Source organism: Yoonia sp., from assembly GCF_965660735.1.
GTDB lineage: Bacteria > Pseudomonadota > Alphaproteobacteria > Rhodobacterales > Rhodobacteraceae > Yoonia.
Genome location: NZ_CBFIBD010000032.1, coordinates 1 through 24,988 on the forward strand (window position 1 = coordinate 1; position 24,988 = coordinate 24,988).

Sequence of the window (24,988 nt, forward strand, 5' to 3'; positions counted from 1 at the left end):
CGGCGAACACGCTGTCGTCTTCCAGCCAGGCGCTGTCTGCGTCGTAAATCTGGCTGATCAACGGGCGGTAGCCGTCCTTTGAGATGATGAAGTGCATGTGGCCCGGACGGTTCGGGTGGTGCCCCATGAAACGCAGCAATTCACCAGCGGTTTCATCTTCCGGGATCGGATAGGGAACCGGACGCACGGCGACAAAGGCATAATGCCCGTTCTCGTCTGTCTCAAATCGACCGCGCAGGTTGTATTCCGGCTGATCGGGGTCAAGGTTTTCGTAGATGCCGTTTGGCGCATCTTCCCAGACGTCCATGGTGGCGCCGGCAACGCCGTTACCATTCTCGTCGCGGATATAGCCTTCGAAATAGGCGGTTTCTTCGTTGTCGAAATGCTTCTGGATGGTCGATCCGCCCTTGGGCAGAACCGGCGGGTTTTCGCGGTAGAACGGGCCAAGCACCGTGGATTCGCTGGCATTGCCCTCAACCGGGTTGGTCATCATGTCGACCAGCACCTCGACACCGATGATGTCTGCCAGCAGAATGAATTCCTGACGGTTGTCGTTGCTGAGCTTTCCGGCGCGCACAAGGTAGCTGCAGGCCTCCAGAAATTCGCTGTGCTGCAGTCTCACGTCCTTGATAAAGCCGTGCATGTGCTTGATCAGTGATGTCATGATCTCGCGCTGGCGATCGGTGATATCGCCATTCTTGCCGAGGCTCTCGATCACGACGTCCGTGATGTTGTCTTGGTTTACGATGCCCATGGGTGTTTCCTCCTCTTGGCGGTCTAAAATCTGATCACGGGATGCGTGTGTGCTCCCCGTCACTATACAGACTTCGTCGAAACGGCCTCATACCCCAATGCCTGTGGCGGTATCGGTTGATACCGTATCAAGCACAGATGCGCTTGGCATGCGGTAAACCACCTGTTTGGCGGGACATCTTCGCTTCGACCAGTCCCAGAGTATTGACCCATACCTCCCGCAGTATGGCCTCGGCGTGCCAGTCCGTGTCACCAAAGGGTAACGCATCAACCCATGGGAGGCTCAGGTGATCGATACCTTTAAGCACATCCAATCCACCCTTGAAGATACACCGCATCTTCTGCGGATCGGGCGTCTCTTTTCCGAGACGGTTTTGATCGAGGTGGATGGCAATGAATATTATCTGACCTTTGAAAAAGGCCGCATCGTTTCGATCAACGAGGGCCCGAGCCGCAAGACCCCGTGGCGCTTTGCGTTGCGCACAGACGCCGAAGCCCTTGAGAAATTCTGGCAGGCGCGTCCCGAACCCGGGTTCCACGACGTCTTCGGATTGGTGAAGATCGGCCGTGGCCGGATCGACGGAGACATCCTGAGCCTCGTCAAGAACCTGCGATTTTTCAAGGAAGTTCTGACGCTGGCACGCGCAAAAGAGGAGTTGGCCGCATGAGCATCGAACCAATCACCGGTCGCTATGTGACGGTCGCCATTCAGGGCGCAGCCCGCCGCATCTATTTTGAAGAGGCAGGGCAAGGGCGTCCGGTCATCTGCCTGCACACCGCAGGCGCAGACACCCGCCAATGGCGCCACCTGATGAATGATGTCGAGATCACTGCATCGAACCGCCTGATTGCATTTGACATGCCGTGGCACGGTAAATCGCTGCCGCCCGAAGGCTTCGAGATTGAAGAATACCTGCTGACGACCGAGGCCTATATCGAGACCGTTCTCGCCGTCATCGGCGCGCTTGGTCTGGACCGCCCCGTACTTGCCGGCTGTTCCATGGGTGGCCGCATCGCACTGCAACTTGCGGCTCTTCACCCCGAAAAATTCAGCGGGTTCATCGCCATCGAAGCGTCGGATTTCCAGCCTGCCTGGTACGATATCGATTGGTTCCACCGCCCCGATGCCCACGGTGGGGAGATGGGTGCCGCGCTGGTATCGGCCAATATCTCGCCTTATGCGCCGAATGCGGAGCGCTGGAACACCCTGTGGATGTTCATGCAAAGCGGGCCGGGCGTGTTTCGCGGGGATCTGAGCTTTTACACCAAGGACGACAGCCTGATCCCGCGCCTTCCGACGATCAATACGGCCAAAACGCCCGTCCATATCATCGTCGGGGCCTATGACCTGACCTGCACGCCCGAGGATGCCGAGAGGACAGCGAACGCGATCCCCGGTGCCACACTGGCTGTCATGGATGAACTCGGACATTTCCCGATGAGCGAACATCCGGACGGGTTCCGTCCATTCTTTGTTGAGGCATTGGAAAAGATGCCGAAAGCGGCCGCCAAAGCCGCCTGAGCGAGACCATATCAAGGGAGGAAGAACCATGTGCAAGAACGCAGAAAACCCCTGTCCGGGATGCAAGAAACACAAGACGTCCGAGGCCGCATGGATGTTTTTCAGTGATGAAGAACGCGAGGCCCTGGAAGTCTTGAGCAAGACCCAAGCACCTGTGCGCGCCGCCGCGCATCCCTGACCAGACCCTGACCACGGCACAGCGACGATCTGTCGGCCTGTCCAAACGGAAAGATATCATGACCAGTCCCTGTATCATCTGTGTGGCAATCACGGGTAGTTTGCCCACGAAAGCCAACAATCCCGCCGTTCCGATCACCGTATCGGAGCAGGTCGAGTCCACGCATGAAGCCTTCGAGGCGGGTGCCTCCATCGTTCATGCCCATGTGCGCAATGACGATGAAACACCGTCCTCTGACCCCGAGAAATTCGCGGCGCTGAAGGAAGGGATCGAAGAACACTGCCCGGGTATGATCATCCAGTTCTCGACCGGCGGTCGTTCTGGTGCAGGCCAGACGCGTGGCGGGATGTTGTCGCTCAAGCCGGACATGGCATCGCTCTCTGTTGGCTCTAACAACTTCCCGACCCGCGTGTATGAAAACCCGCCGGATCTGGTGGATTGGCTAGCCTCGGAAATGCTGGCTTACGGCGTCAAGCCCGAGATCGAAGCTTTTGATTTGAGCCACATCCTGAAGGCCAAGGACATGGCCGACAAGGGTCAGCTGGCGGGCACCCCTTATGTGCAGTTCGTCATGGGTGTGAAGAACGCGATGCCGGTCGATCGGGACGTGTTTGAATACTACATCCACACGGTCAAGCGCCTGTTTGGCGCGGACGCGCCGTGGTGTGCCGCAGGCATAGGTTCCAACCAGCTCACGCTGAACGAATGGGCCATCGCCGCTGGTGGCCATGCCCGGACCGGACTCGAGGATAACGTCCGACTTTATCGCGAAAGACTGGCACCCTCGAACGCGGCGCTTGTCCGCCGCGCCGCTGAAATTTGCGAACAGAACAATCGGCCGGTCGCGACCTGGGTCGAGGCGCGCCGCGTTCTTGGACTGCGTCTTCCCGAAGATATCAAAGAAGGACAAGTGGAATGAAGAAGGTCTACAACACAGCATCAGAGGCCCTCGACGGGCTCCTGCATGACGGGATGCTGATCGCAGCCGGGGGCTTTGGTCTCTGCGGCATTCCCGAGCTGCTGATCGACGCGCTTGTGGAGAGCGGCGTTAAGGATCTGACCGTCGCTTCCAACAACGCGGGCGTTGACGATTTCGGCCTCGGCAAGCTCTTGGCGACCCGCCAGATCAAGAAGATGATGTCGTCTTACGTGGGCGAGAACGCCGAGTTCATGCGCCAATACCTGTCTGGCGAGCTTGAACTGGAATTCAATCCGCAGGGCACCCTGGCCGAGCGTATGCGTGCAGGTGGGGCAGGCATACCCGGATTTTACACCCAAACCGGAGTGGGCACCCAGATCGCGAAAGGCAAGGAAGTCAAGGTTTGGGGCGGCAAAGAATACATCCTTGAAGAAGGCATCTTTGCCGATCTCGCCATCGTGAAGGCGTGGAAGGCCGATGACACCGGCAACCTGATTTTTCGCAAAACCGCCCGCAACTTCAACCCGCCGGCGGCCATGTGCGGCAAGGTCTGCGTGGCGGAGGTCGAGGAAATCGTGCCGCGCGGGGCAATTGACCCAGATCACGTTCACCTGCCCGGCATCTACGTGCATCGGATCATTCAAGGCCATCACGAGAAACGGATCGAACAGCGCACTGTGCGCAAGCGGGAGAACGCATAATGCCCTGGGATCGCAATCAGATGGCGGCACGCGCCGCCGAAGAGCTTGAAGACGGCATGTATGTTAACCTCGGGATTGGTATCCCGACACTTGTGGCCAATTACGTTGGCGACAAGGATATCACGCTTCAATCGGAAAACGGAATGCTCGGCATGGGCCCTTTCCCGTTTGAAGGGGAAGAAGACCCTGATCTCATCAACGCCGGAAAGCAGACGATCACCGAACTGGCGCGGACCAGCTATTTCGACAGCGCCACGTCCTTCGGCATGATCCGTGGCGGCAAGATCGCGGCCGCAATCCTGGGTGCTATGGAGGTGTCCCAGACCGGCGATCTCGCGAACTGGATGATTCCGGGCAAGCTGGTCAAGGGTATGGGCGGCGCCATGGATCTTGTCGCTGGCGTCGGTCGCGTTGTTGTGGTCATGGACCACACGAACAAACATGGCGAAAGCAAAGTCCTGAAAGAATGCACTCTGCCCCTCACCGGCAAGGGCGTCGTGGACCGCATCATCACCAACCTCGGCGTGCTCGATGTGACCCACAAGGGGCTGCATATCGTGGAATGCGCCGAGGGCGTGACCCGCGAGGATATCATCAAGGCCACAGAGGCGACGATTGTCTGATGCCACAAGATACCGGGGGCTGCGCCCAAGCGACATTTCCGGCTCCGCAATAGGGGCCGGTTTTCTTGCTGCCTTGTTTCTTACTCCGATCCTCTGCTGATCTACCTCAGCGCCGCCGATGCCATGGGCATCTCCAATCCTGCGTTCACATCCTGGGTTTTCGCGATTTCGGTCGCGGCAGGTCTGTCGAGTATTGGTCTAAGTCTTTGGTTTCGGGTTCCGATTGCGATGGCATGGTCTGCCCCGGGAACCGTGCTTTTGATTGGGCTTGGAACTTCGCTGTCGGTTGCTGAAATGGTCGGGGCCTACATTGCCGTCGCGGGCGCTTTGGTGCTCATCGGTGTTTCCGGCATTCTCGAACGGCTCGTACAAGTCGTGCCGCCTGCAGTCACGAACGGCATGATGGCAGGTATCTTTTCGGCTTTGGCCTCTAGGCTGCAGGCGGCTTGGCCACCGAACCGGCAATCATCGCGACTTTGATCGCGGCCTTTGCCGTGTGCACCGTCACCGTCCCGCGCTATGCCGTGCTTGTCCTGCTGGCTTTGGCGGTTGTGCTCACCTCATCCGCCTACGAAACCTCGATCTCTTCGGTCAGTGTGTCGATGGCGCATCCCCAGATCATTTCGCCAGCGTTCTCGGTGCCTGCGATGCTCAGCCTCGCACTGCCTTTGCTGATCACCACACTCAGCGGGCAATACCTGCCCGGCATGGCGATCCTTCGTGCGCAAGGCTACGACGTTTCTGCCAACCCGATTATGATCTTTGGGGGCATAGCGTCGATTTGTGCCGCGATATTCGGAGGAATTACAACTGCATTGGCATCAATCACAGCGGCCTTCTGTGCCGGTCCTGATAACCATGTGGAACCAGATCGCCGGTACATTGCCGGTGTTGCCTGTGGCGTGTTCTTCTGTGTCGGTGGTGTTTTTGCCGGGACTATCGTCGAAATCCTGATCCTTTTGCCGTCCTCGGTCATCGCATTGCTGGCCGGTTTGGCGTTGCTGCAACCGATCCTCAAATCCACGGGCGCAATCATCGTTTCCGAAGATGCGCAGGCCGGGCTGCTCACCTTTCTCTTCACCGCATCTGGCGTCACGTTGTTCGGGATCGGCGCCGCCTTTTGGGGGGCGCGGTCGGCATCGCCGTTCATTTTCTGACGCTGACGACCCGAAGGTTCACTACGAAATCCTGATCGAAGCATCACTCGACAACCAATAAGAGTGCGCAGGTATTCTTGCGCGTCGCCGGGGCTTTGTCCGTCAACTGGCCCGAAAGATACCGTTGAAGAATTCGGAGATGTCCGAAAAGGCATCCAGCGGCAGAATATGCGCAACATATTGGTCCGGGCGAACGACCACGAGGCAGCCGCATTTGCGATCAATCCCGCGCATGCCGTAGATGTCGTCGCCTGACTTGTGATCGACGCAAAAGACCTTTTCGAAATCGCGCAGCCCGTAGCGGCCCTTTGCGGGGCGCAACAGCGCAGGCATGTCTTCGTAATTCAACGACGTGAAATCCTGCTGAAAGATGGCCCGAATGTCGATCAGCGCATCTGGATCTTCATCCCTTCGGGTAAAGCGCCGTACTGGCGACTCCTTATCCGCATCAAGGAACTTGCAGAGCTTGTGCATCGCGCCGTCATTGTGCCCGCTGTCATCAAGACCAGCAAAGGCGTAGATGCGCCAGCGCCCGTCAGCTTCGACAATGTGACCCAGTTGCATGGGCTTCGCATCAGCCAGTCTTAGCACGGGCGCTGAGTGAAAGCGCTTGCCGATAATCTGTCCGGTGGCGGTATGCTGGTGAATTGGCTTCGCCACGATCGCCGAGGGTTCGTAATGCACGGCCAGTCCGCCGGTAAATTCGAGGTTCTCGATGAATTGCTTTTGGAAGCGTGGCATTTCGCTGCCATCAAGCTCGGATTCGCCGGGTGGGGCGCTCATGATCCGCGCCCATTTGTGGTCGGTTTCAACAAGGCGCTTTGCCTCCAGCTGCCGCTCGGCCGAATAGCTGTGTAGCAGGCTTGGATCCGTCCGACCTGTGAGCACATGGGCGAGTTTCCAGCCGAGGTTGAACGTGTCGCCCATGGATACATTCATGCCTTGTCCGGCCTTGGGGCTGTGGGTGTGGCAGGCATCACCGGCAGTAAAGACGCGCGGGTTCCGGCGATCCGTCTCGCCCGCTCGCACATCGTCGAACTTGTCGGTCAGCCTGTGTCCAATCTCGTATATTGACCACCAGACAACTTCTTTGACGTCGATGGCGTAGGGGCACATGATCCGGTTCGCGGCGGCTATTATGTGGTCCGAGGTCAGGTTGCGGGTCGCAACGCGTTCATCGGGATTGAGCTTTTCCAACTCGACATACATCCGGAACAGATACCCGCCTTCGCGCGGAATGATCAGGATATTGCCTTCCTTGGCGGATTGGATCAGGCATTTCCGCCGGAGATCAGGGAAATCGGAATTTGCCAGAATGTCCATCACGCCCCAAGCCTGATGCGCGGCGTCGCCGTGCAGCTTGCCTCCGATAGCCTTGCGAACTGTGCTGCGCGCGCCGTCACAGCCCACAACATAGTTGGCACGCACCGTCGTTGTGTCGCCTGCGCTGCCATCTTCGGTCACATATTCCAGTACGACGGTGACGGGATGGTCATTGGTGCTGACATCGATGGTCAGATCCCGGACACGAAGCCCATAGTGCGGTTCGAGCCGGGTAGGGGCATTTTTCATAACATCGAGGAAAAGTTGATGAATCCTGGCCTGGTTCACAATCGTATGCGGCATTTCCGATTGGTCGTCAGCTACATCCTGCGCGATACCGACTCGGTGGATGTTCTGCGGCTTGCCGGGGTCCGGCTTCCAAAACGTCGTCTGGTTCACCCAATAAGCTTCTCGCTTGATCTTCTCGGCAAAACCGAATGCCTGAAACATCTCCATCGACCGGACGCTTACGCCATCGGCCTGGCCCTTTTCCATCGGGCCATGCTTAGGTTCGACGATCATTGTTGAGATTTCCGGAAAACCAGCAAGTTGCGCGGCAAGGCAAAGCCCGGCCGGTCCGCATCCGGCAATCAGAACGTCGACGCATGCAGGAATGGCGTTGCCATTGGCAGCGTCAAGGTTCGGGTCACGGGCGGATGCCTTGATATCGGGATCTCCGGGCCTGAAACCATCAAGATAATACTGCATGGAACGCCTCCTCAGCGTCGATATGGTTGATATTTGATATCTACACTTACTAATCTTACGCGGAAAAGGTATGTGTACATACCTTCCCTCTCAGGGTTAAATTTTGACATATGTATTTGGGCGGCACTCAAACGGAGATCCACAGACAATGAGCGTTGCAAACATGGCAGGTCACCTGATCCGGCGACTGAACCAACGCTCCACGCATGTTTTCCAGGCCCGTCTGCAACAGGCAGGTTATGACCTGACGCCTGTTCAATTCGCAGCTTTGGACGCGCTTGCAGCAACACCCGGGTTGGATCAGGCGACCATCGCCGCACAGATTGCCTATGACCGCGCCACGATCGGTGGCGTGATCGACCGGCTGGAACAAAAGGGCTATGTGTCCCGCACAATCAGTGAACGTGACCGCCGTGCCCGCGAGGTGACACTCACCAGCCATGGGCGATCGGTGTATGATGGGGTTTTTCCGATTGTCGTGACGCTGCAAGACGACATTCTTGCCGGGCTTGATGCGCCAGAAAAGCATACCTTCTTGCGCCTGGCTGAAAAGGCCATCTTTGGAGCAGGGAATTAGGCTCAGGACCCATTAACCAGCTTGATGTTGAGTAGTTGTCGTGATTCAACGTCTCTAATGATTTGGGGGACTAATGAGCAATCTTTATTGGCTGACAGAGGCGCAGATGGTGCGGCTTCGACCGTTTTTTCCAAAGAGCCGAGGTCGACCACGCGTTGATGATAGGCGTATTCTGAGCGGTATTATCTTCATTAACCGCAATGGGTTACGCTGGTGTGATGCGCCCACTGCCTACGGTCCAACCAAGACATTGTACAACCGCTGGAAGCGGTGGAGCGATATGGGTGTGTTCGCCCGGATAATGACTGGGTTGGCGGCGGAGGCCCCCGACAACAAGACTATTTCCATCGACGCGACCTACCTCAAAGCGCACCGGACGGCCTCAAGCCTGGGGTTGAAAAAGGGGGGCGTGGACGCCTGATAGGGCAGACCAAGGACGGAATGAACACGAAGCTGCATGCTGTCACGGATACGGAAAAAGAACAAAAAAGGCCCGCGAAATTCTTCGCGGGCCTGTATTGGAATAGTCGAGTAGTTCTTTAAAAAGTCTCTCAGGGCATACCGGATGGCCCCTCTTGAATAAGCCGCGCCGTCTGGTGTTGATTGGCCCTTAAGCTCCCGCCAAAGGCAATCTGCTGCTGCTTCTACACCGTGTTGGTCGATCAATGACACCACGTGCTTGTAAAGCTCATAATCGTTTGAGAGCCACATAGTGACGTTCCAAAGTTGCCAGTTTGGATGACCGTTATACGGCCTGTATTCAAGTTCATTAGTTGTATTTTTCATCGCTTGTCCTTCGTAACAATATGGTTGGACTAGCGATTTGGGTTCCTTTCCCGAGGAGCAAAGAAATGCTTTTCACCTACAGATCAAACGTTGCGTATTTTTTTACTACTGTCATGCGTTATTCTTTTGCCCTCAAGCTGCCAGTTCGACAGGTGCTCTCCTCATTGATACCAGGGTGATTTACTTATGCCACGATTTCTGCGGCCGTGTTCATGGTCGCAAAAGGGCCCCAACTGGGGCCCTTTAAGTTGTTCTTATCTTTTGGCATCAAGTGTCAATCGTCTACGTTGTCTTGGCCGGAACGGTAGGCTGCATTTTCTTCATGTACCTCTGACAGGCTCTTGTGGCTGACCCCGCAGAATGCGGCGAACTCGCCTCCTATACTATGAGGTGGATTGTAATCGCCATTTGACGCGTCTGTCTGACCGTCATTGTGATGATCGTTGAGTGATTTTCCCATTTTAGTTCTCCTGATCTATGCTTGGTTGGTGGTCTTGTTTGCCCTGCTCATCAGGGACAAGGACACTAGAGCTGAAGAAGGTTTAGTCTGTCGGAAAAATAAAACTGAAAATAATAGGCAACATTGGAGGGCATCGAAAATTGCGCAAGGCCGTGGGAGACCTAACCCCTAAAATCGACCGTTTTGACAGGGCCTAGTGCAACTTTTCTTCCAACCAGTGCTGAACCACGGGCTCAACTAACCTTTGGATTTCTACGTTCGCATAGCCGCACCAGTGTATTCCTGTTTTACAATCAAATGAAGCTGTCAGCTTGTTCTCAAAACCATCTGTTAAGATCACACCCGCTGCTTCCGCTATCTTTAGTCCGGCAATGTCGTAAGGATGGCATTCAAGGCCGTGTTGGAAAGATGTGTCTCGCTGAGTCTGGATACGGTGAAACAACGGACGCAAATCGCAACAGAAGCGATCATGCCCGCAGAGAAGCTCAACAAACTGACCAGCTGTCGAAAGATATTGGTCATCAAATATTAGGCTCTCACCGACACGGGCAGATCCGGAAACGTTTGCCGCTATGAACTCCATCAGTTCACTTGCTAGCACCTTCGTACCAGGGAAGAAGTTCGCAACCTGCGCAAAGCCAAATTCCAAGCTCTTTGAACTACTGGGCCTAGGAACCCATTGTATTCCTTTCCCTTCCGCGAGAGGTGTTCTGTCAGCAATAAGCGGCCCATCAAACGCTAGAACAAAACTGTCTGATAGCCCCGCCTTACTCGGTGGAATTTCAACCAGAGCCGATGCACGAATATCGTCTGTTGTTGGTCTCTGTTCCCGCCAAGCGGCAGCCGCAGCAATGAACCACGCCGACCGTTTGTCATACATAATGTTGCGCGTACCATCTATTGGATCGATCAAAATAGTTATCTTGGGTCGACACCTGCGATCACCCACGATTAAGCCTTCTTCATCAAGGCCTTCTCCGTAAAGCTGGATGGGCTTGTAACAATCTGGCCACTTAGAAAAAGCCTCTAGCAGCTCTTCTTCCGCGATCTTGTCTATCTTGAAAATCGTGTCGCCACCGGCGAAACCCATAACCGCTTGCGGACCATGCGTGGCCTCATCGCCTCTTCCTTGCCGGTGCTAAAAGCGGGGAATTCGACCTCACCTGATGTGCATGCATCACAGCTAGGTGCTCCGTCGCTTAGAAATTAGGCTCAAGAACAAAAAATGGGCGCTTTAAGCGCCCATTTTGATATCTAGATATCGACCGCTTATTGCTTGCTTCCAAGCATAGCATGCCCGTCCGCGCGAAGCGCCAACAGGTCACGAATGGCCAGTTTTGGACAAAACCCGCTGCCATTGTTCGGACAAAAACGACCGTTTTTGCTCAAGCCGTTTTATCTATAGGCTTTTGGCAAAGTTTCGTACTGCAACACGAATGTGGGTAGCTAAGTTGCAGTCAACGCACATTCGCTGATTGCGAGAGCAGAAAGGACGGCCCATAGCGCGCTCCACAACTTTCCGAGCTTTCGCGGAGGTATCAAAACTCATACGTTTCTGTCACCGGCGGAAACGACCGTTTCTGACAGCTCTCGATTTTCAAAAGCGGCCGTTGGCGCTGTCGCAGCGAAATGGTGCTCCGTCCGCTCTGCCGACCTTGAACAAGGCTGCGATGTAGGTCCGGTCTGGGTTAGAAATGCTTGACGTTTGGGCCATATTTGCATGACGCTGCCCATTCATATGATTCAGAAAATCTTGGCTATCGAGTCAAAGGTTTGCGGCGTTCCACAGCTACCAGCTACCACGCAGAGGCCGCTCAACTTGAATCGGCCTTTTCTGGCCTTACGATTGGAATTGTGGAGCAAAATGTGGAGCGAATCCGACTAATTACTGCCACTCCGGAAGTACCGGTGGCGATTTAAGTCATTGATATAAAACATTTATCCACACAATTTTGTAGGATAAAAATGGTGCCCGGGGGCGGAATCGAACCACCGACACGAGGATTTTCAATCCACTGCTCTACCCCTGAGCTACCCGGGCATCGGAAAGGGCGCCTGAGCGACCCATTGGGTAGCGGCGTTTTAGACGCGGGGGCGGGGGGTGTCCAGAGGGAAGTTGACCGGAATTCAACTCTTAATGCGGTTTCTGAGTTTGCGCCTCTTGCATCGCGTCTTCCAATGCGTCCAGATCCTCGGGATCTTCGGATGCAATAGCGTAGCTTCCGGTCAGCCATTTGCCCAGATCGATATCCGCGCAGCGTTTTGAACAGAAGGGACGGAACTTTTTGTCAGTCGGCTTGTCGCAAATCGGGCAGGTCATCAGATACCTCTCGTCAGGGTTCCGGGCAGAGGCGCGCGTTCGCGCTTGCGCTGCAATTCGAACAGACCCATGGGTGTCCAGCCGACCAGCGACGTTTCGATCGGGTCAGACTTGAATGCAGCGCGCAGCGATTGTTCCACCTGTTTGCGGTGCGCCTTGGAAATCGACACGAAATCAACGCTGATCTGTCCGGCAAGCCCGCGCAGGCGCAGCGCGCGGGGCAGGGCACGGGCGGCGGCAAGGTTCGCCTTGAGTGCTGCCGCAGGCGACGTGTCACCCCCGGTATTCACATCAACGGCCACCAGCGCACGCGTCGGTTCCACATACATCGTGCCTTCGCCCAAGGGCACCATCGGATTACTTAGGGCGCCGATCTGTTCCAGCACACCGTGGGCGTCAAGGCTGCCGGCCTCGGTGACAACCGTCGCCGCCCCGGTCCAGTCGCGCCAGGCCAGCGCGTGCGGGCCGTCGCCTTCGGTCAGAGCCTCTGGCGTGGTACCTGTCGCATCTGCCAGCACCGCATCTGCCAATGCGGCCATGGCAAGGATGTCATCGGCAATTTCTGTCGCGTCCGCGCCGTCGCAGGACGATCGCAGGATCAGCCCATGCGCACCCTCGTACACCTCATGTGCCACCGCAAGCAGGGCATCGCGGGTATCCTCATCGGTAATCTGGCGAGAGATGTTCAGCCCCGGCTTGCCTGGTGTTACAATCGCATAGCGGCTTTTGAACAGCACGCGGTCGGTGACGGGCACCGCCTTGCCATCCTCCGCATAGCCTGTGACCTGCACCAGCAAGGCCTGGCCCGCGCGCAACCCCTTGCCTTGGCGCAAGAACGCCGTTTCACCGTCGGGCAGGCGCAACATCATGCCGCCTTGTCCCTTGATCGGCCTGTCGCAGATACCGCGAAAAATGGCGCCGGGTCGCGGGCCATCTGCGTGATCGATCAGCAGATCATCGAGTTTTCCATCCACCAGACGGGCGGCAGCTTCCATATCATTTATATGGTCGAGGATAATCATCCGGCCCTTCATGCAGCACCTTGATAAAGCGGGAAACCGGCCGCTGTCAGCAGTCCTGCGGTTTCGGTCAATGGCAGTCCGACGATGCCGGTATAAGACCCGTTGATCCACGGAATAAATGCACCCGCGGGGCCTTGAATGGCATAGCCCCCCGCCTTGCCCTGCCAGTCTCCGCTGGCCAGATATGCATTCACCTCGGCGTCGGATAATTGCTTCATGGCCACGGTGCTTTGCACGTCCTTCAACCATATCCGGTCGCCGTGTTTGACGGCGACGGCGGTGATAACCTTGTGCCGTCGCCCCGACAGCGCATCCAGAAATTGCGCTGCCTCGCCTGCATCTACGGGTTTGCCCAAGATCCGGCGCCCAAGCGCCACAGTGGTATCAGCGCAAAGCACGACCTCGCCTGTATCGGCAACCACTGCCGCTGCTTTTTCGCGCGCGATCCGCTTGACATAGTCGCGGGGCAATTCGCCCTTGTGGGGGCCTTCGTCAATGTCGGGGGGGCGGATGGCAGATGGGGTCACGCCAAGCTGCGCCAAAAGCTCCAGCCGCCGGGGCGAGCCTGAGCCGAGGACCAGCGAAAGCGTTGGATCGGGGGAGAGCGTTGTCATGCCGCGTAACTTGCAACCGGGCGACGACCACGTCTTGCCAAGGGCAAGACGCTTACCCGCGCTGCGTGAAGCATTGCCTCACGCTATTTGAAACGATAGTTGATCCGACCCTTGGTCAGATCGTAAGGGGTCATTTCGACTTGCACCTTGTCGCCGGCCAGAACCCGGATGCGGTTCTTGCGCATCTTGCCTGCCGTATGCGCGATGATCTCATGGCCGTTTTCCAGCTCGACCCGAAACGTCGCATTTGGCAGAAGTTCTTTCACGACACCTGGGAATTCGAGCAGTTCTTCCTTGGCCATGTGATCTCCTGTGTTTCTCTTCCGCTGACTTTTGCGGACGGCGCTTAGATGCGCCTCATTTCACCAATTTTCAAGGGCAAATCAGCGCCTCATCAGCGCAACATCACGGATGTGATGGATTTGATGCGCGTATCCTGCTCGGACCAATGGGCAAAGTTACCGACCTGGCCGGTGTTTCGTGCACTGCCAACATGGGTCAGGTCAACATCCGCGATGGTCCAACCGGGCTGATCGGTTTCCCCCTGCGCAATGATCCCGTCGCTGGGCAGGCCGTAATCGGGCGGGCAGAACAGTGCGGCGCGCCCGGTATTGGCATTCACAATGTCGCAACCTGGCACGCGCCCCACCAGCGGGGATTGCACGACCAGGCATTGCCCTTCGATTGCGCGGGCACGGGCGGATTGGCGCACGCGGGTCTGGCCTGCGCGTTGTTCGGTGCAGGATGGCACAAGGATGATCTCTGCCCCTGCCTCCAGCAGGGCGCGGGCCAACAGGGGAAATTCGCTGTCGTAGCAGATCAGCACGCCGATCCGCCCAAGGGTTGTGTCGAACACTTGCAAAGCCGCGCCCGCTGTCAGGCCCATGTTTTGCCGTTCATAAGGCGTCAGGATCATTTTGTCCTGCGCGCCTGTGGCGCCATTTGGTGTGCAAAGTGTCGCGCGGTTCACTCGCCCTGCGGGGCCAGCTGCGTTCAAGCTGCCCGCAAGGATGGTCACACCGTGCCGCATCGCCAATTCACGGTGCAGCGCGATCCAGTCGTCGGCCGCCCGCACCATCGCATCGCGCCAGCGGACGGGATCGCCATTGCCATCGGGCACGCCAAGCAGCGCCGCCTCGACCCCGGCATATTCGGGAAAGACCAGCAGATCGGCTCCCCGTTCCGCCGCATTGCTGACCCAGGCATCCAGTTTGGCCGCCGTCGTTGCCCAATCTGCATGCCATTCCGGCTGATAGGCGGCGGTGGCGATCTTCATAGGTGTTTGCTCCAGAATTGCATCAGTTTGGCGGTCTGCGCGGCATCACCCACATCCGTCCATGAAAATGACGTGACGACACCGGGCAGGGGCATATAGCCGCGGTTATGCCAGAACGGATCAAGCGGGGTGTAGCCAGCGGGCCGTGCAGGGTGATCTGCCGGGCGCTGAACCGCACAAAAAGCCGAAATCCCGCGGCCTAACCGGCGGGCGTGATCCTCGCGCGCGGCAAAGAACGCATGTCCGATCCCGCGGCCGCGATAGGCGCGCAGCAGGACCGATCCGGCGCAATAGAAAATATCGCTCAGCGCCATGTCGGTGCCGGCAAAGGCGGCGGCGAAATCATCGGCGTGATCTTCCATCGGGGTGCCGGTTGCCGCACCGACCAGCGTATCACCATCGAACGCCCCGACAAGGATCGCGCCTGCACTGTTGCGATAGCTTTGCAGATAGCGGTGTTCGTAGTCGAATGTGCCCTCGTACAGATAGGGCCAGTCACGGAACACGGCCATGCGCAGCCGCGCCACATCCGGCAGCACGGCGGTCAGGTCTTCACCTGTCAGCGGGCGCACATCGACGGTCATGACACCTGCTGCAACCAGTCGGCCAGATTGTAATAGGTCGTCACGCGGGTGATTTTGCCGCCATGCAAGGTCATGAAAGACCCGCCGGGTAAGCGATAGATCTGGCCACGCGCCTCTGGCAGGCCGGGGTCGGTTTGCAGATAGGTGCCGTTTACGGTGAATTCGGCTGCACCCCGCGTGCCTTCCAGGGCTGAATACAGAACGATATCGGTCAACTCCTCGGCATAGCAGCGGTTCATATGGGCGCAGAATTCGGCAAAGGCAGGTTTGCCGTGGCGGATCTTGCCTTCGTTGACGTGATGGGCCACATCGTCGGACAGTTCCGCCAGCATCCCGTCTACCTCGCCCGCGTTGAAGGCGTCGAAATAGCGGCGCAGGGTTTGTGTGGCGTCAGTCATGGGTGTCTGCCTTTCCCGGTCCCCAGCGGTCTGTCAGCCGTGCGATGATCTGATCACGGGTCTGGCGGTAGCTGTCCAACTTTGCCGCGCGGCTGTCACCCAGACCAGTGGGGTCAAGGATCGGCCAATATTCAACATCAAGGTGGTAAAACCGTGTCAGGTCCAGCGCACGGCGCTGGCTGGCAGGCGACAGGGCAAGCACCAGATCAAAGGATGACAGATCGTCGCCCCAGTCTTCCATTTCGTCGAAAGACCGTGACCGGTGGCGCGAAAGCTCCACCCCGATTTCCGCACAAACGGTGATGGCAAAACCGTCAATTTCCATATCGTTCTTGACGCCAACGGACTGAATATAGCAATCGGTCCCATACAGCTTTTTCATGATCCCCTCGGCCATGGGGGATCGCACGGCGTTGTGGTCGCAGCAAAACAGCACCGATTGGGGCAGCGCCTGGTATGTGCCATCGTTCGCCACTTCAACCCCCGAAATGCAAGACACAGATCAACGTGAAGAGCCGGCGTGCGGTGTCGATATCGACCTCGGCCTTGCCTTCCAGGCGTTCCTGCAACACCCGTGCGCCTTCGTTGTGGATGCCGCGCCGGGCCATGTCGATGGTTTCGATCTGGCTGGGTGGCAGGGTCTTCACGGCGTCGAAATAGCTTTCGCAGATCTGAAAGTAGTCTTTGACGACCTGTCGGAACGGCCCCAGCGACAGGTGAAACTCGCCCGCCGGGGTGTCGTCCTCGGTGCGCACGTCAAAGACCAGCCGCCGTTCGCGGATCGACAGGCCAAGGTGATAAGGCCCGTCAGGCACGGCGCGCCCGTCGCGCGCTGGCAGGGCAAAGCTGTTGTCCTCCAGCAGGTCGAACATCGCGACCTTGCGTTCCTGATCAATTTCGGGCGTGGGTGGCGGCAGACCACTGTCGTCAAGGTCGATATGGGTGATCTTGCTCATGCGTCCCCCCGGTTCAGACGGTCCAGGCGGGCGCGCACAGACAGGCCATGCGCCTGTAGGCTTTCGGATTGGGCCAGCCGTTCGGCGGCGGGGCCAATGGCCGCCAGCGCGTCTGGCGTCATGCGCGACAGTGTGGTGCGTTTGATGAAATCCATAACGGACAGTCCACTTGAAAATCGGGCCGACCGCGCAGTCGGCAAGACGTGATTAGGCCCGCCAATGTAATCGCCGATCGCTTCGGGAGTCCAACCCCCGATGAAGATCGCGCCGGCGTGGTGGATGCGATTGGCCAGATCTTCAGCATCTACTGTGCAAATTTCAAGGTGTTCGGGTGCGATGCGGTCAGACAGGGCCACTGCCTGATCCATGCTGTCCACCGTGATGACCGCGCCAAAGTCGCGCCAGCTTGCCCCGGCAATCGCGCGGCGTTCCAGCGTTTCCAGCCGCTTGTCCACGGCAGCCGCCACCGCCTGCCCGAATGCGGCATCGTCGGTGATCAGCAGCGACTGGGCGCTTTCGTCATGTTCGGCCTGCGACAACAGATCAAGCGCGATCCAGTCGGGGTCGTTGTCCTTGTCTGCAATTACCAGAATTTCGGATGGCCCGGCGATCATGTCGATCCCCACTTTGCCGAACACGCGCCGTTTTGCAGCGGCGACAAAGGCATTGCCCGGGCCCGTGATCTTGTCCACCGGTGCAATCGTCTGCGTGCCGTAGGCAAGTGCGGCAACCGCTTGCGCGCCGCCGACCCGGTAAATCTCATCCACCCCGGCTATTCGTGCCGCCATCAGTACCAGCGGGTTCACGACACCGTCGGGCGTCGGGACCACGATTGCCAGTCTTTGCACGCCAGCGACCTTGGCAGGTATCGCGTTCATCAGGACCGATGAAGGGTAACTGGCCAGCCCCCCCGGCACATAAAGCCCTGCCGCCGAAACGGGCGTCCAACGCCAGCCCAGCATCGCACCGGTGTCATCTGTCCATTGCGCATCGTCGGGCATCTGGCGGGCGTGATAGGCGCGGATACGGGCCGCAGCCAGTTCAAGTGCCTGTGTGTCGGCATCGCTGACCTGGGCGCAGTATTCCTCGATTTCATCGGGTGAAAACCGCATCGTTTCAGGCGTCAGGTCCAAGCGGTCGAATTTTGCCGTCAATTCCAGCACCGCTGCGTCACCGCGCGCGCGCACATCAGCGATGATTCCGGCGACGACATCATCCACATCGGGGCTGTCCTCGCGCTTGGCGCCCAGCAGGGCGGTAAAACGGGCGTCGAAATCTGCATCAGAGGTGGACAGAAACTGCGGCATGGGTGACTCCTTTGCGCCACGACATAGCGGGGCGCATCGGGTTCATCAATGCGGTCCGGTCATTCAGGATGCGACGGCGCCTTGCCCGAGGGCGCGACATATGGTCGGGTCACATCGCGCAGGATCAACTCCAGCGCTTCGACCTCCAGCGCGATGACGCCGTCACCTGCCAGCGTCAGTTCGATCCGGCCCGTGCCATCCTCGGCCGGTTGAAATGTGATCGACAGCAGAGAGAACACCATATCGGGGTCGGATTTATCCACGCCCTGGCTTTGCACGCGCATCACATCCTCGAATGCCAGAACTGCCTGTACCCGTTCGAACCCACGCTTGCCACGGGCCGCGCGATCCGCGTCTTCCCAGCGGAACCTGTTCAACAGCAGCGCGAAACGGCGCGCCTTGTGATCCCAGCGCATTTCGGACGCTGGAAATACCGCATCCTGCGCAAGGGCGGCGATCACCGCCAGATCATCGGTATCCAGCGCTCTTAGCCGCAGCGGCGCCTCGCGCCCGTCCTCGAACTTTGCGTCTTCGGTCATGATCCTGTCACCCGTTCGATTTTTGCGCCAACCGCACCCAGTTTTTCCTCGACCTGCTCATAGCCGCGATCCAGATGATAAACACGGCTGACCAATGTTTCACCTTCTGCCGCCAGCCCTGCAAGGATCAGCGACACCGATGCGCGCAGGTCGGTCGCCATCACAGGCGCCCCTTTCAGTCGGTCCACACCGTGGACGGTCGCCGTGCCGCCATGCACCTCGATGTTGGCGCCCATGCGGACCAGTTCGGGGGCGTGCATGAAACGGTTCTCGAAAATCTTTTCCTCCAGCACCGATGTGCCTTCCGCCGTGCACAGCATCGCCATCATCTGCGCCTGCAAATCCGTCGGAAAGCCGGGGAAAACTTCGGTTGTGATGTCAACGGCGTGCGCCCGGTCGGTCCGGCGTTTCACCTTCAACCCATCCGCCGTTTCGGTCACATCCACCCCCGCCGCATCCAGTTTTTCCACAAAGGCGCCCACCAGATCCAGCCGGCCGCCCAGACATTCCACCTCGCCCCCCGCAAATACGGGTGCCAGCATATAGGTGCCCAGTTCAATCCGGTCGGTCACGACGGGATGGGTGGCCGCACCCAACCGGTCCACGCCCTGCACCGTGATCGTGCTGGTGCCTTCGCCTTCAATCTGCGCGCCCATGCGACGCAGGCATTGCGCCAGATCAATGATTTCGGGTTCGCGAGCGGCATTTTCGATGATAGTGGTGCCTTTGGCCAGTGTCGCGGCCATCAGTACGTTTTCAGTGGCCCCCACGCTGGCAAAACGCAGCGGCACACGCGCGCCTTTCAAGCCGCCCTTGGCGGTGGCGTGCAGATAGCCGTCCTTCAGTTCGATCTGCGCGCCCATTGCCTCGAGGGCGGAGACATGAATATCCATCGGCCGCGCACCGATCGCGCAGCCGCCGGGCAGGGATACGATGGCCTTGTGATGCCGCGCCAAAAGCGGGCCCAGCACAAGGTTCGACGCCCGCATCTTGCGGACGATTTCATAATCGGCGGTCGTCGATGTCATGTCATGGCTGGACAGGACCTGCACCTTGCCGTCCTGAAGGGCTGTCACCTCGACCCCCAGCGATTGCAGCAGCGCGGTCATCGTCTTGATATCCGACAGGCGCGGCGCGTTGGTCAGCGTCAGCGGTTCCTCTGAAAGCAAGGTCGCGGGCATCAGGGCAAGGGCCGCATTCTTGGCCCCCGCGATCCGGATTTTTCCCTTCAGCGGCGTGCCGCCCGTGACGACGATGGAATCCATGCCTGCCTACTCTTTCTTTTCTTTGCCTGTTTCTGTGGTCCGCGCACGGGCCTGCGCCTTGCGCTTGGCCATATTGGCCTTCAGCGCGGCCTTCAACCGGTCTTCGCGGCTGGCGGCGGGTTTTGCCGGTTTGGTCTTGTTTTGTTTGTCGCTCATGACTGCCGTGTTATCAACATGGGTAAAAACCGTCCAGAGAGGGCTTGCACCACGTTGCAATTGTCGCTAATTCCCCGCCTCACGGATGCTGTGGTAGCTCAGTGGCAGAGCACACCCTTGGTAAGGGTGAGGTCGAGAGTTCAATCCTCTCTCACAGCACCATCTTTTCTCTTTCAATATCAAAAATATAAGTGCTAACAGTGCGTTGAGAGATGCTTGGGTCTACACCGAGGTCCTACACCGCTATGGTTTTGCAAATGTCCCGACCCCACAAAAATCCGAAGAGTGGCGTGTACTATTTTCGCCAGAAGACACCTGCAGACCTTCGCGCTATCTTTGGAACGGCGGAGGTCAGCCGGTCTTTGCACACAAAGAATGCCGAAGAAGCGAAAGAACGGCACGCTGAAGAAAGCCGGAAGCAAGCGTTGATCTGGCAAGCGTTGCGTGCTGTGCCCAGTTCAATTCCACACAAGCAACTCGTGGCCATCGCAGGCGATTACTACCGTTCGATGAACGAAATTGTCGAAGATGAACCGGGCGAGCCTGCGCTTTGGAAAGCGATGGCTGAAAAGTTTAACGGCATTGAAGGTCACCCAGATAGTCTTGCACAGTGGTTTGGCGTCGATGCTGATCGTTTACTTTCTGAGCGAGGACTTGCTGCGGATGCGTTCAGTCGACAGCGGCTTTGCGAAGAACTCAGCAACGCATGGCGTCAATGGTATGAGTTCCAGAAGGCACGTTCACAAGGTGACTACAGCCCTGACCCAAGAGCTAGCCGGTTCCCCACCATGGAAGCGCCGAAGGGGGCATCTGAAGCTGCAGCAAAGGGTGTGAGCATGACAGCTCTCTTTGATCTTTGGGAGCGAGATCACGTCTCAAACGGCAAGCCTAAGAAAACCGCCGAGGACTTTCGTCAGAAGGTCAACAACCTCAAATCCTTCGAGGATCGCGTCGCGCACCGCTTTGGCCGCCTCGGATGGCACATGTGCGGCTGCCATGATCATGTCGTTGGGAAGATCGCCCGAACGCGCAATCATCTTGTAAAAGCCGTAAGGCAGCTCTGTCTGGCCGTTGCGGACGCCGGTGAAAGTGCCTGCATTCATGCCGAGCGCGTCGATATCGCCGTTGTTCAACGCTTCGAAAGCGATGTTGCGCGAGGTGTGTGTTCGCTTAATGTCGTTGACCGGATCGACGCCATGATCAGCCAACACTTGCATCGGGCAAAGCATGTTTGAGGTTGAGCCGATATCGCCAAAGGCGACCGACCGACCTACCAGATCACGGGGACGTTGATGCCGCTGTCAGCGCGCACGATAATGGCGCAGTGATAATCGGGGCGACCAAGGCCGATCAGCGGCGTGGCATTGGTCAGCTTGTTGATAACCACATATTCCGCTGGTCCAGAGACCACAAAATCCACGGTCTCACCGCGCAGGGCCTCGGCCGCAGCCGTGCGCGAGTTTACGGCATAGAATTCGAATGTGTCGCCGGTGGCCACTTCAAGCGCCTCCTTGAACGGACCCCATTCCAGTTGCAGGCGTTCCATGCCTTCAACATCCGTGACGGCAAGTTTCCAGGTTTCTGCTGTCGCTGCAAAGGCAGACACAGCGGCAAGGCTTACACCCAGCAAAAAGGATTTCAGTTTCATAGCACCCTCCGGGTTTTTTTCATCTGGATGAATGATGGGGGGGGCGTATCACTGGCGCTACAGTTCCATGAAAGCTTTGTGACGGATGCGGTCGAGACTCTCTAGGCCTCAGCCAACTTTGTTGCCTTGGCTCCAGACGCCGCGGAGCAGAGGTGTTTGGTCGATTTTGCGCACACGCAGAACATCACCGCGCAAACCTGTTTTCAAAGCACCACGGTCGTGCAACCGCACGGCCTTTGCGGGGTTGCTGGTCGCTGTAGCAATGGCGCGGGGCAGATCATTCCAGATATCTGCAAGGTGGAAGGCCGACAAGAGCAGCGCCGAGGGCACGTAGTCTGACGAGACAATATCGAGAAGATCGGCCTTTGCGAGAGCCTCTGCCGCGACATTGCCGGAATGTGATCCGCCGCGGATCAGGTTGGGTGCGCCCATCATCACGGCAATACCGTGGCTGCGGCACGCTTCAGCGGCCTCAACCGTTGTGGGAAACTCGGCAAAACCCACGCCGTTCCCCGCAGAGGTTCCGACATGATCGGCCGTGGTATCATCATGGCTGGCCAGAACTGCACCCAGACGGCGGGCGTCATTCACGGCACCCGCCTCATGCTTTGCCCCGAGGCGCTTTTGCAGGCGCAACAGTGTCTCGACATGTTCGGCAAACTCTGCGTCGTTCATTCCGCGTTTCTTGGCGACATAGGTTTTCAGCGCGGTCAGGTCACGGAACTGGCGCTGGCCCGGCGTGTGATCCATCAGGCTGACGATGCCGACCCTGTCAGACGGTCCGAACGCCGCCAATTCCTCAAGCAGGGTCTCTGAACAGATTTCGGCCCGCAGATGGAGGAAATGACTGATCTTGAAATACCCTTGCGCGCGGGCTGCCAAGAGTTCATCCGCCAGTTTTCGGGCGTAGTCGATGTAGCGTCCCTTGCCGCTATGGATGGACCCCACCCGCATGGCATCAAACACCGTCGTGATGCCTGTGGACGCCAGCTCTGCATCGTGGGCGATCAGGGCCGCAAGGTGGGGCCAATCCACCTCTGGCCGCGGTTCGATATGGCGTTCAACGTTGTCTGTATGCAGTTCGACAAGACCGGGAATCACGAGATCACCAGCACAATCCAAGGCACCGGATGGAACACGATCCCCCTCAGTAATATCACAAATGACGCCCTGTTCGATTGTCACCGAACCCGTGAGCACCTGATCCTCCAACACAAGCTGCGCATTGGCGAGACAGAGGTCGCTTGACACATCGTTGTCACAAGCCTTTGTCAGATAGGACGTGGGAAAAGGGGAATTCATGTCATACTCTCGATTTGCGATTTTCTATGTGCCGCACGACGGACCCTTGGCCGATTTCGGCGCGTCTTGGCTCGGTTGGGATGTTGTGCATGGCCGTGAGGCGCGTCAACCTGATGTGCCCGGTTTGCGTGACATCACGATGACACCACGCAAGTATGGGTTCCATGGGACATTGAAGCCCCCGTTTCGCCTTGTCGGCACGCGGACGATCACGGATTTGGAAAAAGCCACATCGGACCTTGCGGCATCGCTTTCCCCTGCGATCTGCGAGTGTTTGCAGCTGATGACCTTGGGCCGGTTTCTGGCGTTGACACCGCTGGGCGGAACAGACGCTTTGCAACGGGTTGCGCAGGCTTGCGTCAGCGATCTTGACGAATTTCGGGCACCGTCCGAGGAGCCGGAGTTGGCGCGCCGTCGCGCGGCTGGTCTGAGCGCGCGGCAAGACGCATTGCTGGTGCAATGGGGCTATCCCTATGTGATGGAGGAATTTCGGTTTCACCTGACCCTTTCGGGACGTCTGCCCCAGGCAGAGATCCCCGCGTGGGCCAAGCAGGCACAGCGTTATCTGGCCGACTTGCCAGCGCCTTTTGTCCTTGACCAGATCGCCTTGTGTGGCGAGCGGGAAGACGGGCGGTTCGAGATGCTGCATCGCTACACGCTCGCCGGTTGAAGCAGCGCCGCCCCTTGGGCGACGGTCCGTGACAACGGGCCATCGTTGGCGAGATGGATCACATTCAGCCCAGCCGGCAAGGGCTTTTCAGCCTGCGCAAGGCGTTTCGCGATCTCTTCTTCTGTCTCACGCCCCCGCGTGGCCAGACGAGACGCAAGCGTTTCCGGCTTTGCGGTGATATTGAGAACCAGGAAACGTGGGAAAATCTTTGCCGCCTGGGCCAGAGCCATGCGGGAGAAATTGACAAGACAATCGGTGCCCTTGCCCAGTTGGTAATTCACGGTGATCGGTATGCCATAATACAGCCCGTGCGCGCCCCAATGGACGGCAAAAGCCCCATCTTCAACCAAGGCTTCAAATTGTGACACAGACACCGCATCGTAATCCTCGCCGCCCAGTTCGGGTGCCCGCGTGATGACGCGGCGCACCACATGCAGACTTGGGATGGCGCTGTGAAGGCCTGCCATCACGCTGTCTTTGCCCACACCCGATGGGCCGACAACCGCGATGAGACGTCCCCCGGACTTTAAGGCAAGCGTCATGCGGCCATTCCCGGGGTAAAGCGACCGACATCAATTTCGCGATCACAGACACGGGTACGGGCCGCTTCGTCATGGAAAATACCGATGATGGCCGCGCCGCGCGCTTTGGCGTCTTCGATCAGGGATAGCACCACCTCGCGGTTCGCGGCGTCAAGGCTCGCGGTGGGTTCATCCAGCAACATCGCAGGGTAGGTATGGGCAAAACCACGGGCAATGTTCACGCGCTGCTGCTCGCCCCCCGAAAAGGTTGTGGGTGAGAGAGACCAGAGCCGTGCGGGGATGTTCAATTGGGTCAAAAGCGCCCTGGCGCGGTCCTGCGCGTCGTCTGCCGATACTCCCAAAGCGCGCAGAGGCTCTGCAACCACATCAAGCGTTGGGACGCGCGGCACCACACGCAGGAACTGGCTGACATAACCCAGCACATCACGGCGCAATTTGATGACGTCGCGCGGTTCGGCCTGCACGATGTCCAGATTGCCAATGCGAATTTCACCCGCCTGCGTCAGATAGTTGCCGTAGATCATCCGCATCAGCGTGGATTTACCAGCACCAGACGCCCCGGTGAGCGCCACGCATTCGCCAGGGGCAACCGCGAAAGACACATCGCTGATTACCTCGATCACGGCACTTCCCTGATTGTGCAGGGTAAAGGTTTTGGAAACGTTTCTAAGATCTATCATGG

Annotated in this window: 28 protein-coding genes, 2 tRNA genes and 4 pseudogenes; 12 read left to right on the forward strand and 22 right to left on the reverse strand. The window is 58.0% G+C overall.

The features are described 5' to 3' along the window. Positions 1-754, reverse strand: a 754-nt coding sequence (locus ACTG4B_RS11710; protein WP_439155889.1) for a dioxygenase, incomplete at its 3' end; no start/stop codon positions are given. Between the two features lie 286 nt (positions 755-1,040). Here ACTG4B_RS11710 and ACTG4B_RS11715 point away from each other — a divergent pair. The 7 genes from ACTG4B_RS11715 (at position 1,041) to ACTG4B_RS11745 (ending at position 5,853) form a co-directional block, all read left to right on the forward strand. Next, complete coding sequence (locus tag ACTG4B_RS11715; RefSeq protein ID WP_439155890.1) at positions 1,041-1,421, forward strand: hypothetical protein; 381 nt, start codon at positions 1,041-1,043, stop codon at positions 1,419-1,421. Continuing rightward, a complete protein-coding gene (locus ACTG4B_RS11720; RefSeq protein ID WP_439155891.1) occupies positions 1,418-2,275 on the forward strand; it encodes an alpha/beta fold hydrolase in 858 nt (285 codons plus the stop codon). Before ACTG4B_RS11715 ends, ACTG4B_RS11720 begins: the two co-directional genes overlap by 4 nt. 236 nt (positions 2,276-2,511) lie before the next feature. Further along, a complete protein-coding gene (locus ACTG4B_RS11725; RefSeq protein ID WP_439155892.1) occupies positions 2,512-3,372 on the forward strand; it encodes a 3-keto-5-aminohexanoate cleavage protein in 861 nt (286 codons plus the stop codon). Beyond that, a complete protein-coding gene (locus ACTG4B_RS11730) occupies positions 3,369-4,073 on the forward strand; it encodes a CoA transferase subunit A (protein ID WP_439155893.1) in 705 nt (234 codons plus the stop codon). Before ACTG4B_RS11725 ends, ACTG4B_RS11730 begins: the two co-directional genes overlap by 4 nt. Continuing rightward, complete coding sequence (locus ACTG4B_RS11735) at positions 4,073-4,696, forward strand: 3-oxoacid CoA-transferase subunit B (protein ID WP_439155894.1); 624 nt, start codon at positions 4,073-4,075, stop codon at positions 4,694-4,696. The genes ACTG4B_RS11730 and ACTG4B_RS11735 overlap by 1 nt, the downstream gene beginning before the upstream one ends. 99 nt (positions 4,697-4,795) lie before the next feature. Then, positions 4,796-5,176 (forward strand): benzoate/H(+) symporter BenE family transporter, encoded by a 381-nt coding sequence (locus tag ACTG4B_RS11740; protein ID WP_439155925.1) that lies wholly within the window; start codon positions 4,796-4,798, stop codon positions 5,174-5,176. Then, positions 5,143-5,853, forward strand: a complete 711-nt coding sequence (locus tag ACTG4B_RS11745; RefSeq protein WP_439155895.1) for a benzoate/H(+) symporter BenE family transporter — start codon at positions 5,143-5,145, stop codon at positions 5,851-5,853. Before ACTG4B_RS11740 ends, ACTG4B_RS11745 begins: the two co-directional genes overlap by 34 nt. A gap of 102 nt (positions 5,854-5,955) precedes the next feature. Here ACTG4B_RS11745 and ACTG4B_RS11750 read toward each other — a convergent pair whose 3' ends face one another. After that, positions 5,956-7,884: an FAD-dependent monooxygenase gene (locus ACTG4B_RS11750; RefSeq protein WP_439155896.1), complete on the reverse strand. Its 1,929-nt coding sequence runs from the start codon at positions 7,882-7,884 to the stop codon at positions 5,956-5,958. Between the two features lie 148 nt (positions 7,885-8,032). Here ACTG4B_RS11750 and ACTG4B_RS11755 point away from each other — a divergent pair, with 148 nt between their 5' ends. Together ACTG4B_RS11755 and ACTG4B_RS11760 are read left to right on the forward strand one after the other, a co-directional pair. Next, entirely contained in the window at positions 8,033-8,461 is a 429-nt protein-coding gene (locus ACTG4B_RS11755) for a MarR family winged helix-turn-helix transcriptional regulator (protein ID WP_439155897.1), read from the forward strand. A gap of 73 nt (positions 8,462-8,534) precedes the next feature. After that, a pseudogene (locus ACTG4B_RS11760) lies at positions 8,535-8,968 on the forward strand (IS5 family transposase); the annotation flags it as partial. Positions 8,969-9,028: 60 nt separating this feature from the next. On the opposite strand, the pseudogene ACTG4B_RS11765 reads toward ACTG4B_RS11760, so the two are convergent. The 16 genes and pseudogenes from ACTG4B_RS11765 to ACTG4B_RS11840 all read right to left on the reverse strand — a co-directional run. Beyond that, positions 9,029-9,247, reverse strand: a pseudogene (locus ACTG4B_RS11765) (DUF7249 family protein); the annotation flags it as partial. A gap of 653 nt (positions 9,248-9,900) precedes the next feature. Further along, complete coding sequence (locus ACTG4B_RS11770) at positions 9,901-10,797, reverse strand: hypothetical protein (protein WP_439155898.1); 897 nt, start codon at positions 10,795-10,797, stop codon at positions 9,901-9,903. An 876-nt stretch (positions 10,798-11,673) separates the two neighbouring features. Continuing rightward, a tRNA-Phe gene (locus ACTG4B_RS11775) sits at positions 11,674-11,748 on the reverse strand. Positions 11,749-11,841: 93 nt separating this feature from the next. Continuing rightward, positions 11,842-12,027, reverse strand: coding sequence for a DNA gyrase inhibitor YacG (locus ACTG4B_RS11780; RefSeq protein ID WP_439155899.1), 186 nt, complete (start codon positions 12,025-12,027; stop codon positions 11,842-11,844). Next, positions 12,027-13,061, reverse strand: coding sequence for a ribonuclease E/G (locus ACTG4B_RS11785; RefSeq protein WP_439155900.1), 1,035 nt, complete (start codon positions 13,059-13,061; stop codon positions 12,027-12,029). The genes ACTG4B_RS11780 and ACTG4B_RS11785 overlap by 1 nt, the downstream gene beginning before the upstream one ends. Beyond that, a complete protein-coding gene (locus ACTG4B_RS11790; protein ID WP_439155901.1) occupies positions 13,058-13,663 on the reverse strand; it encodes a Maf family protein in 606 nt (201 codons plus the stop codon). Before ACTG4B_RS11790 ends, ACTG4B_RS11785 begins: the two co-directional genes overlap by 4 nt. Before the next feature lie 83 nt (positions 13,664-13,746). Beyond that, a complete protein-coding gene (gene infA, locus ACTG4B_RS11795; protein ID WP_007205486.1) occupies positions 13,747-13,965 on the reverse strand; it encodes a translation initiation factor IF-1 in 219 nt (72 codons plus the stop codon). Positions 13,966-14,057: 92 nt separating this feature from the next. Continuing rightward, entirely contained in the window at positions 14,058-14,939 is an 882-nt protein-coding gene (locus ACTG4B_RS11800) for a carbon-nitrogen hydrolase family protein (RefSeq protein ID WP_439155902.1), read from the reverse strand. After that, positions 14,936-15,523 carry a GNAT family N-acetyltransferase gene (locus tag ACTG4B_RS11805; RefSeq protein WP_439155903.1) on the reverse strand — a complete coding sequence of 196 codons (588 nt, stop codon included), beginning with the start codon at positions 15,521-15,523 and terminating at the stop codon, positions 14,936-14,938. The genes ACTG4B_RS11800 and ACTG4B_RS11805 overlap by 4 nt, the downstream gene beginning before the upstream one ends. After that, positions 15,520-15,921: a ketosteroid isomerase-related protein gene (locus ACTG4B_RS11810; RefSeq protein ID WP_439155904.1), complete on the reverse strand. Its 402-nt coding sequence runs from the start codon at positions 15,919-15,921 to the stop codon at positions 15,520-15,522. Before ACTG4B_RS11810 ends, ACTG4B_RS11805 begins: the two co-directional genes overlap by 4 nt. Then, positions 15,914-16,396, reverse strand: a complete 483-nt coding sequence (locus ACTG4B_RS11815; protein ID WP_439155905.1) for a low molecular weight phosphatase family protein — start codon at positions 16,394-16,396, stop codon at positions 15,914-15,916. The genes ACTG4B_RS11810 and ACTG4B_RS11815 overlap by 8 nt, the downstream gene beginning before the upstream one ends. Position 16,397: 1 nt before the next feature. Beyond that, positions 16,398-16,877 carry a UPF0262 family protein gene (locus tag ACTG4B_RS11820; RefSeq protein WP_439155906.1) on the reverse strand — a complete coding sequence of 160 codons (480 nt, stop codon included), beginning with the start codon at positions 16,875-16,877 and terminating at the stop codon, positions 16,398-16,400. Continuing rightward, on the reverse strand, positions 16,874-18,184 hold the full coding sequence (gene hisD / locus ACTG4B_RS11825; RefSeq protein WP_439155907.1) for a histidinol dehydrogenase: 1,311 nt from the start codon (positions 18,182-18,184) through the stop codon (positions 16,874-16,876). The genes ACTG4B_RS11820 and hisD overlap by 4 nt, the downstream gene beginning before the upstream one ends. A 59-nt stretch (positions 18,185-18,243) precedes the next feature. After that, on the reverse strand, positions 18,244-18,723 hold the full coding sequence (locus ACTG4B_RS11830) for a DUF2948 family protein (protein WP_439155908.1): 480 nt from the start codon (positions 18,721-18,723) through the stop codon (positions 18,244-18,246). Next, positions 18,720-19,988, reverse strand: a complete 1,269-nt coding sequence (gene murA / locus ACTG4B_RS11835; RefSeq protein WP_439155909.1) for a UDP-N-acetylglucosamine 1-carboxyvinyltransferase — start codon at positions 19,986-19,988, stop codon at positions 18,720-18,722. The genes ACTG4B_RS11830 and murA overlap by 4 nt, the downstream gene beginning before the upstream one ends. A gap of 6 nt (positions 19,989-19,994) precedes the next feature. Beyond that, positions 19,995-20,144, reverse strand: coding sequence for a hypothetical protein (locus ACTG4B_RS11840; protein WP_439155910.1), 150 nt, complete (start codon positions 20,142-20,144; stop codon positions 19,995-19,997). An 87-nt stretch (positions 20,145-20,231) separates the two neighbouring features. Between ACTG4B_RS11840 and ACTG4B_RS11845 the strand changes: the two genes are divergently transcribed. After that, positions 20,232-20,306, forward strand: a tRNA-Thr gene (locus ACTG4B_RS11845). 95 nt (positions 20,307-20,401) lie between these two features. Beyond that, positions 20,402-20,578 (forward strand): annotated as a pseudogene (locus ACTG4B_RS11850) (DUF6538 domain-containing protein); the annotation flags it as partial. Between the two features lie 441 nt (positions 20,579-21,019). Here the strand turns inward: ACTG4B_RS11850 and ACTG4B_RS11855 are convergent. Further along, a pseudogene (locus ACTG4B_RS11855) lies at positions 21,020-21,792 on the reverse strand (PhnD/SsuA/transferrin family substrate-binding protein). 108 nt (positions 21,793-21,900) lie between these two features. Further along, positions 21,901-23,094, reverse strand: a complete 1,194-nt coding sequence (locus ACTG4B_RS11860) for an alpha-D-ribose 1-methylphosphonate 5-triphosphate diphosphatase (RefSeq protein ID WP_439155911.1) — start codon at positions 23,092-23,094, stop codon at positions 21,901-21,903. Here ACTG4B_RS11860 and ACTG4B_RS11865 point away from each other — a divergent pair. Next, on the forward strand, positions 23,093-23,764 hold the full coding sequence (locus ACTG4B_RS11865) for a DUF1045 domain-containing protein (protein ID WP_439155912.1): 672 nt from the start codon (positions 23,093-23,095) through the stop codon (positions 23,762-23,764). The genes ACTG4B_RS11860 and ACTG4B_RS11865 overlap by 2 nt on opposite strands. Here ACTG4B_RS11865 and phnN read toward each other — a convergent pair. Next, positions 23,746-24,306: a phosphonate metabolism protein/1,5-bisphosphokinase (PRPP-forming) PhnN gene (gene phnN / locus ACTG4B_RS11870; protein WP_439155913.1), complete on the reverse strand. Its 561-nt coding sequence runs from the start codon at positions 24,304-24,306 to the stop codon at positions 23,746-23,748. The two genes, ACTG4B_RS11865 and phnN, sit on opposite strands and share 19 nt — an antisense overlap. Next, a complete protein-coding gene (gene phnL, locus ACTG4B_RS11875) occupies positions 24,303-24,986 on the reverse strand; it encodes a phosphonate C-P lyase system protein PhnL (protein ID WP_439155914.1) in 684 nt (227 codons plus the stop codon). Before phnL ends, phnN begins: the two co-directional genes overlap by 4 nt. Positions 24,987-24,988 lie beyond the last annotated feature (2 nt).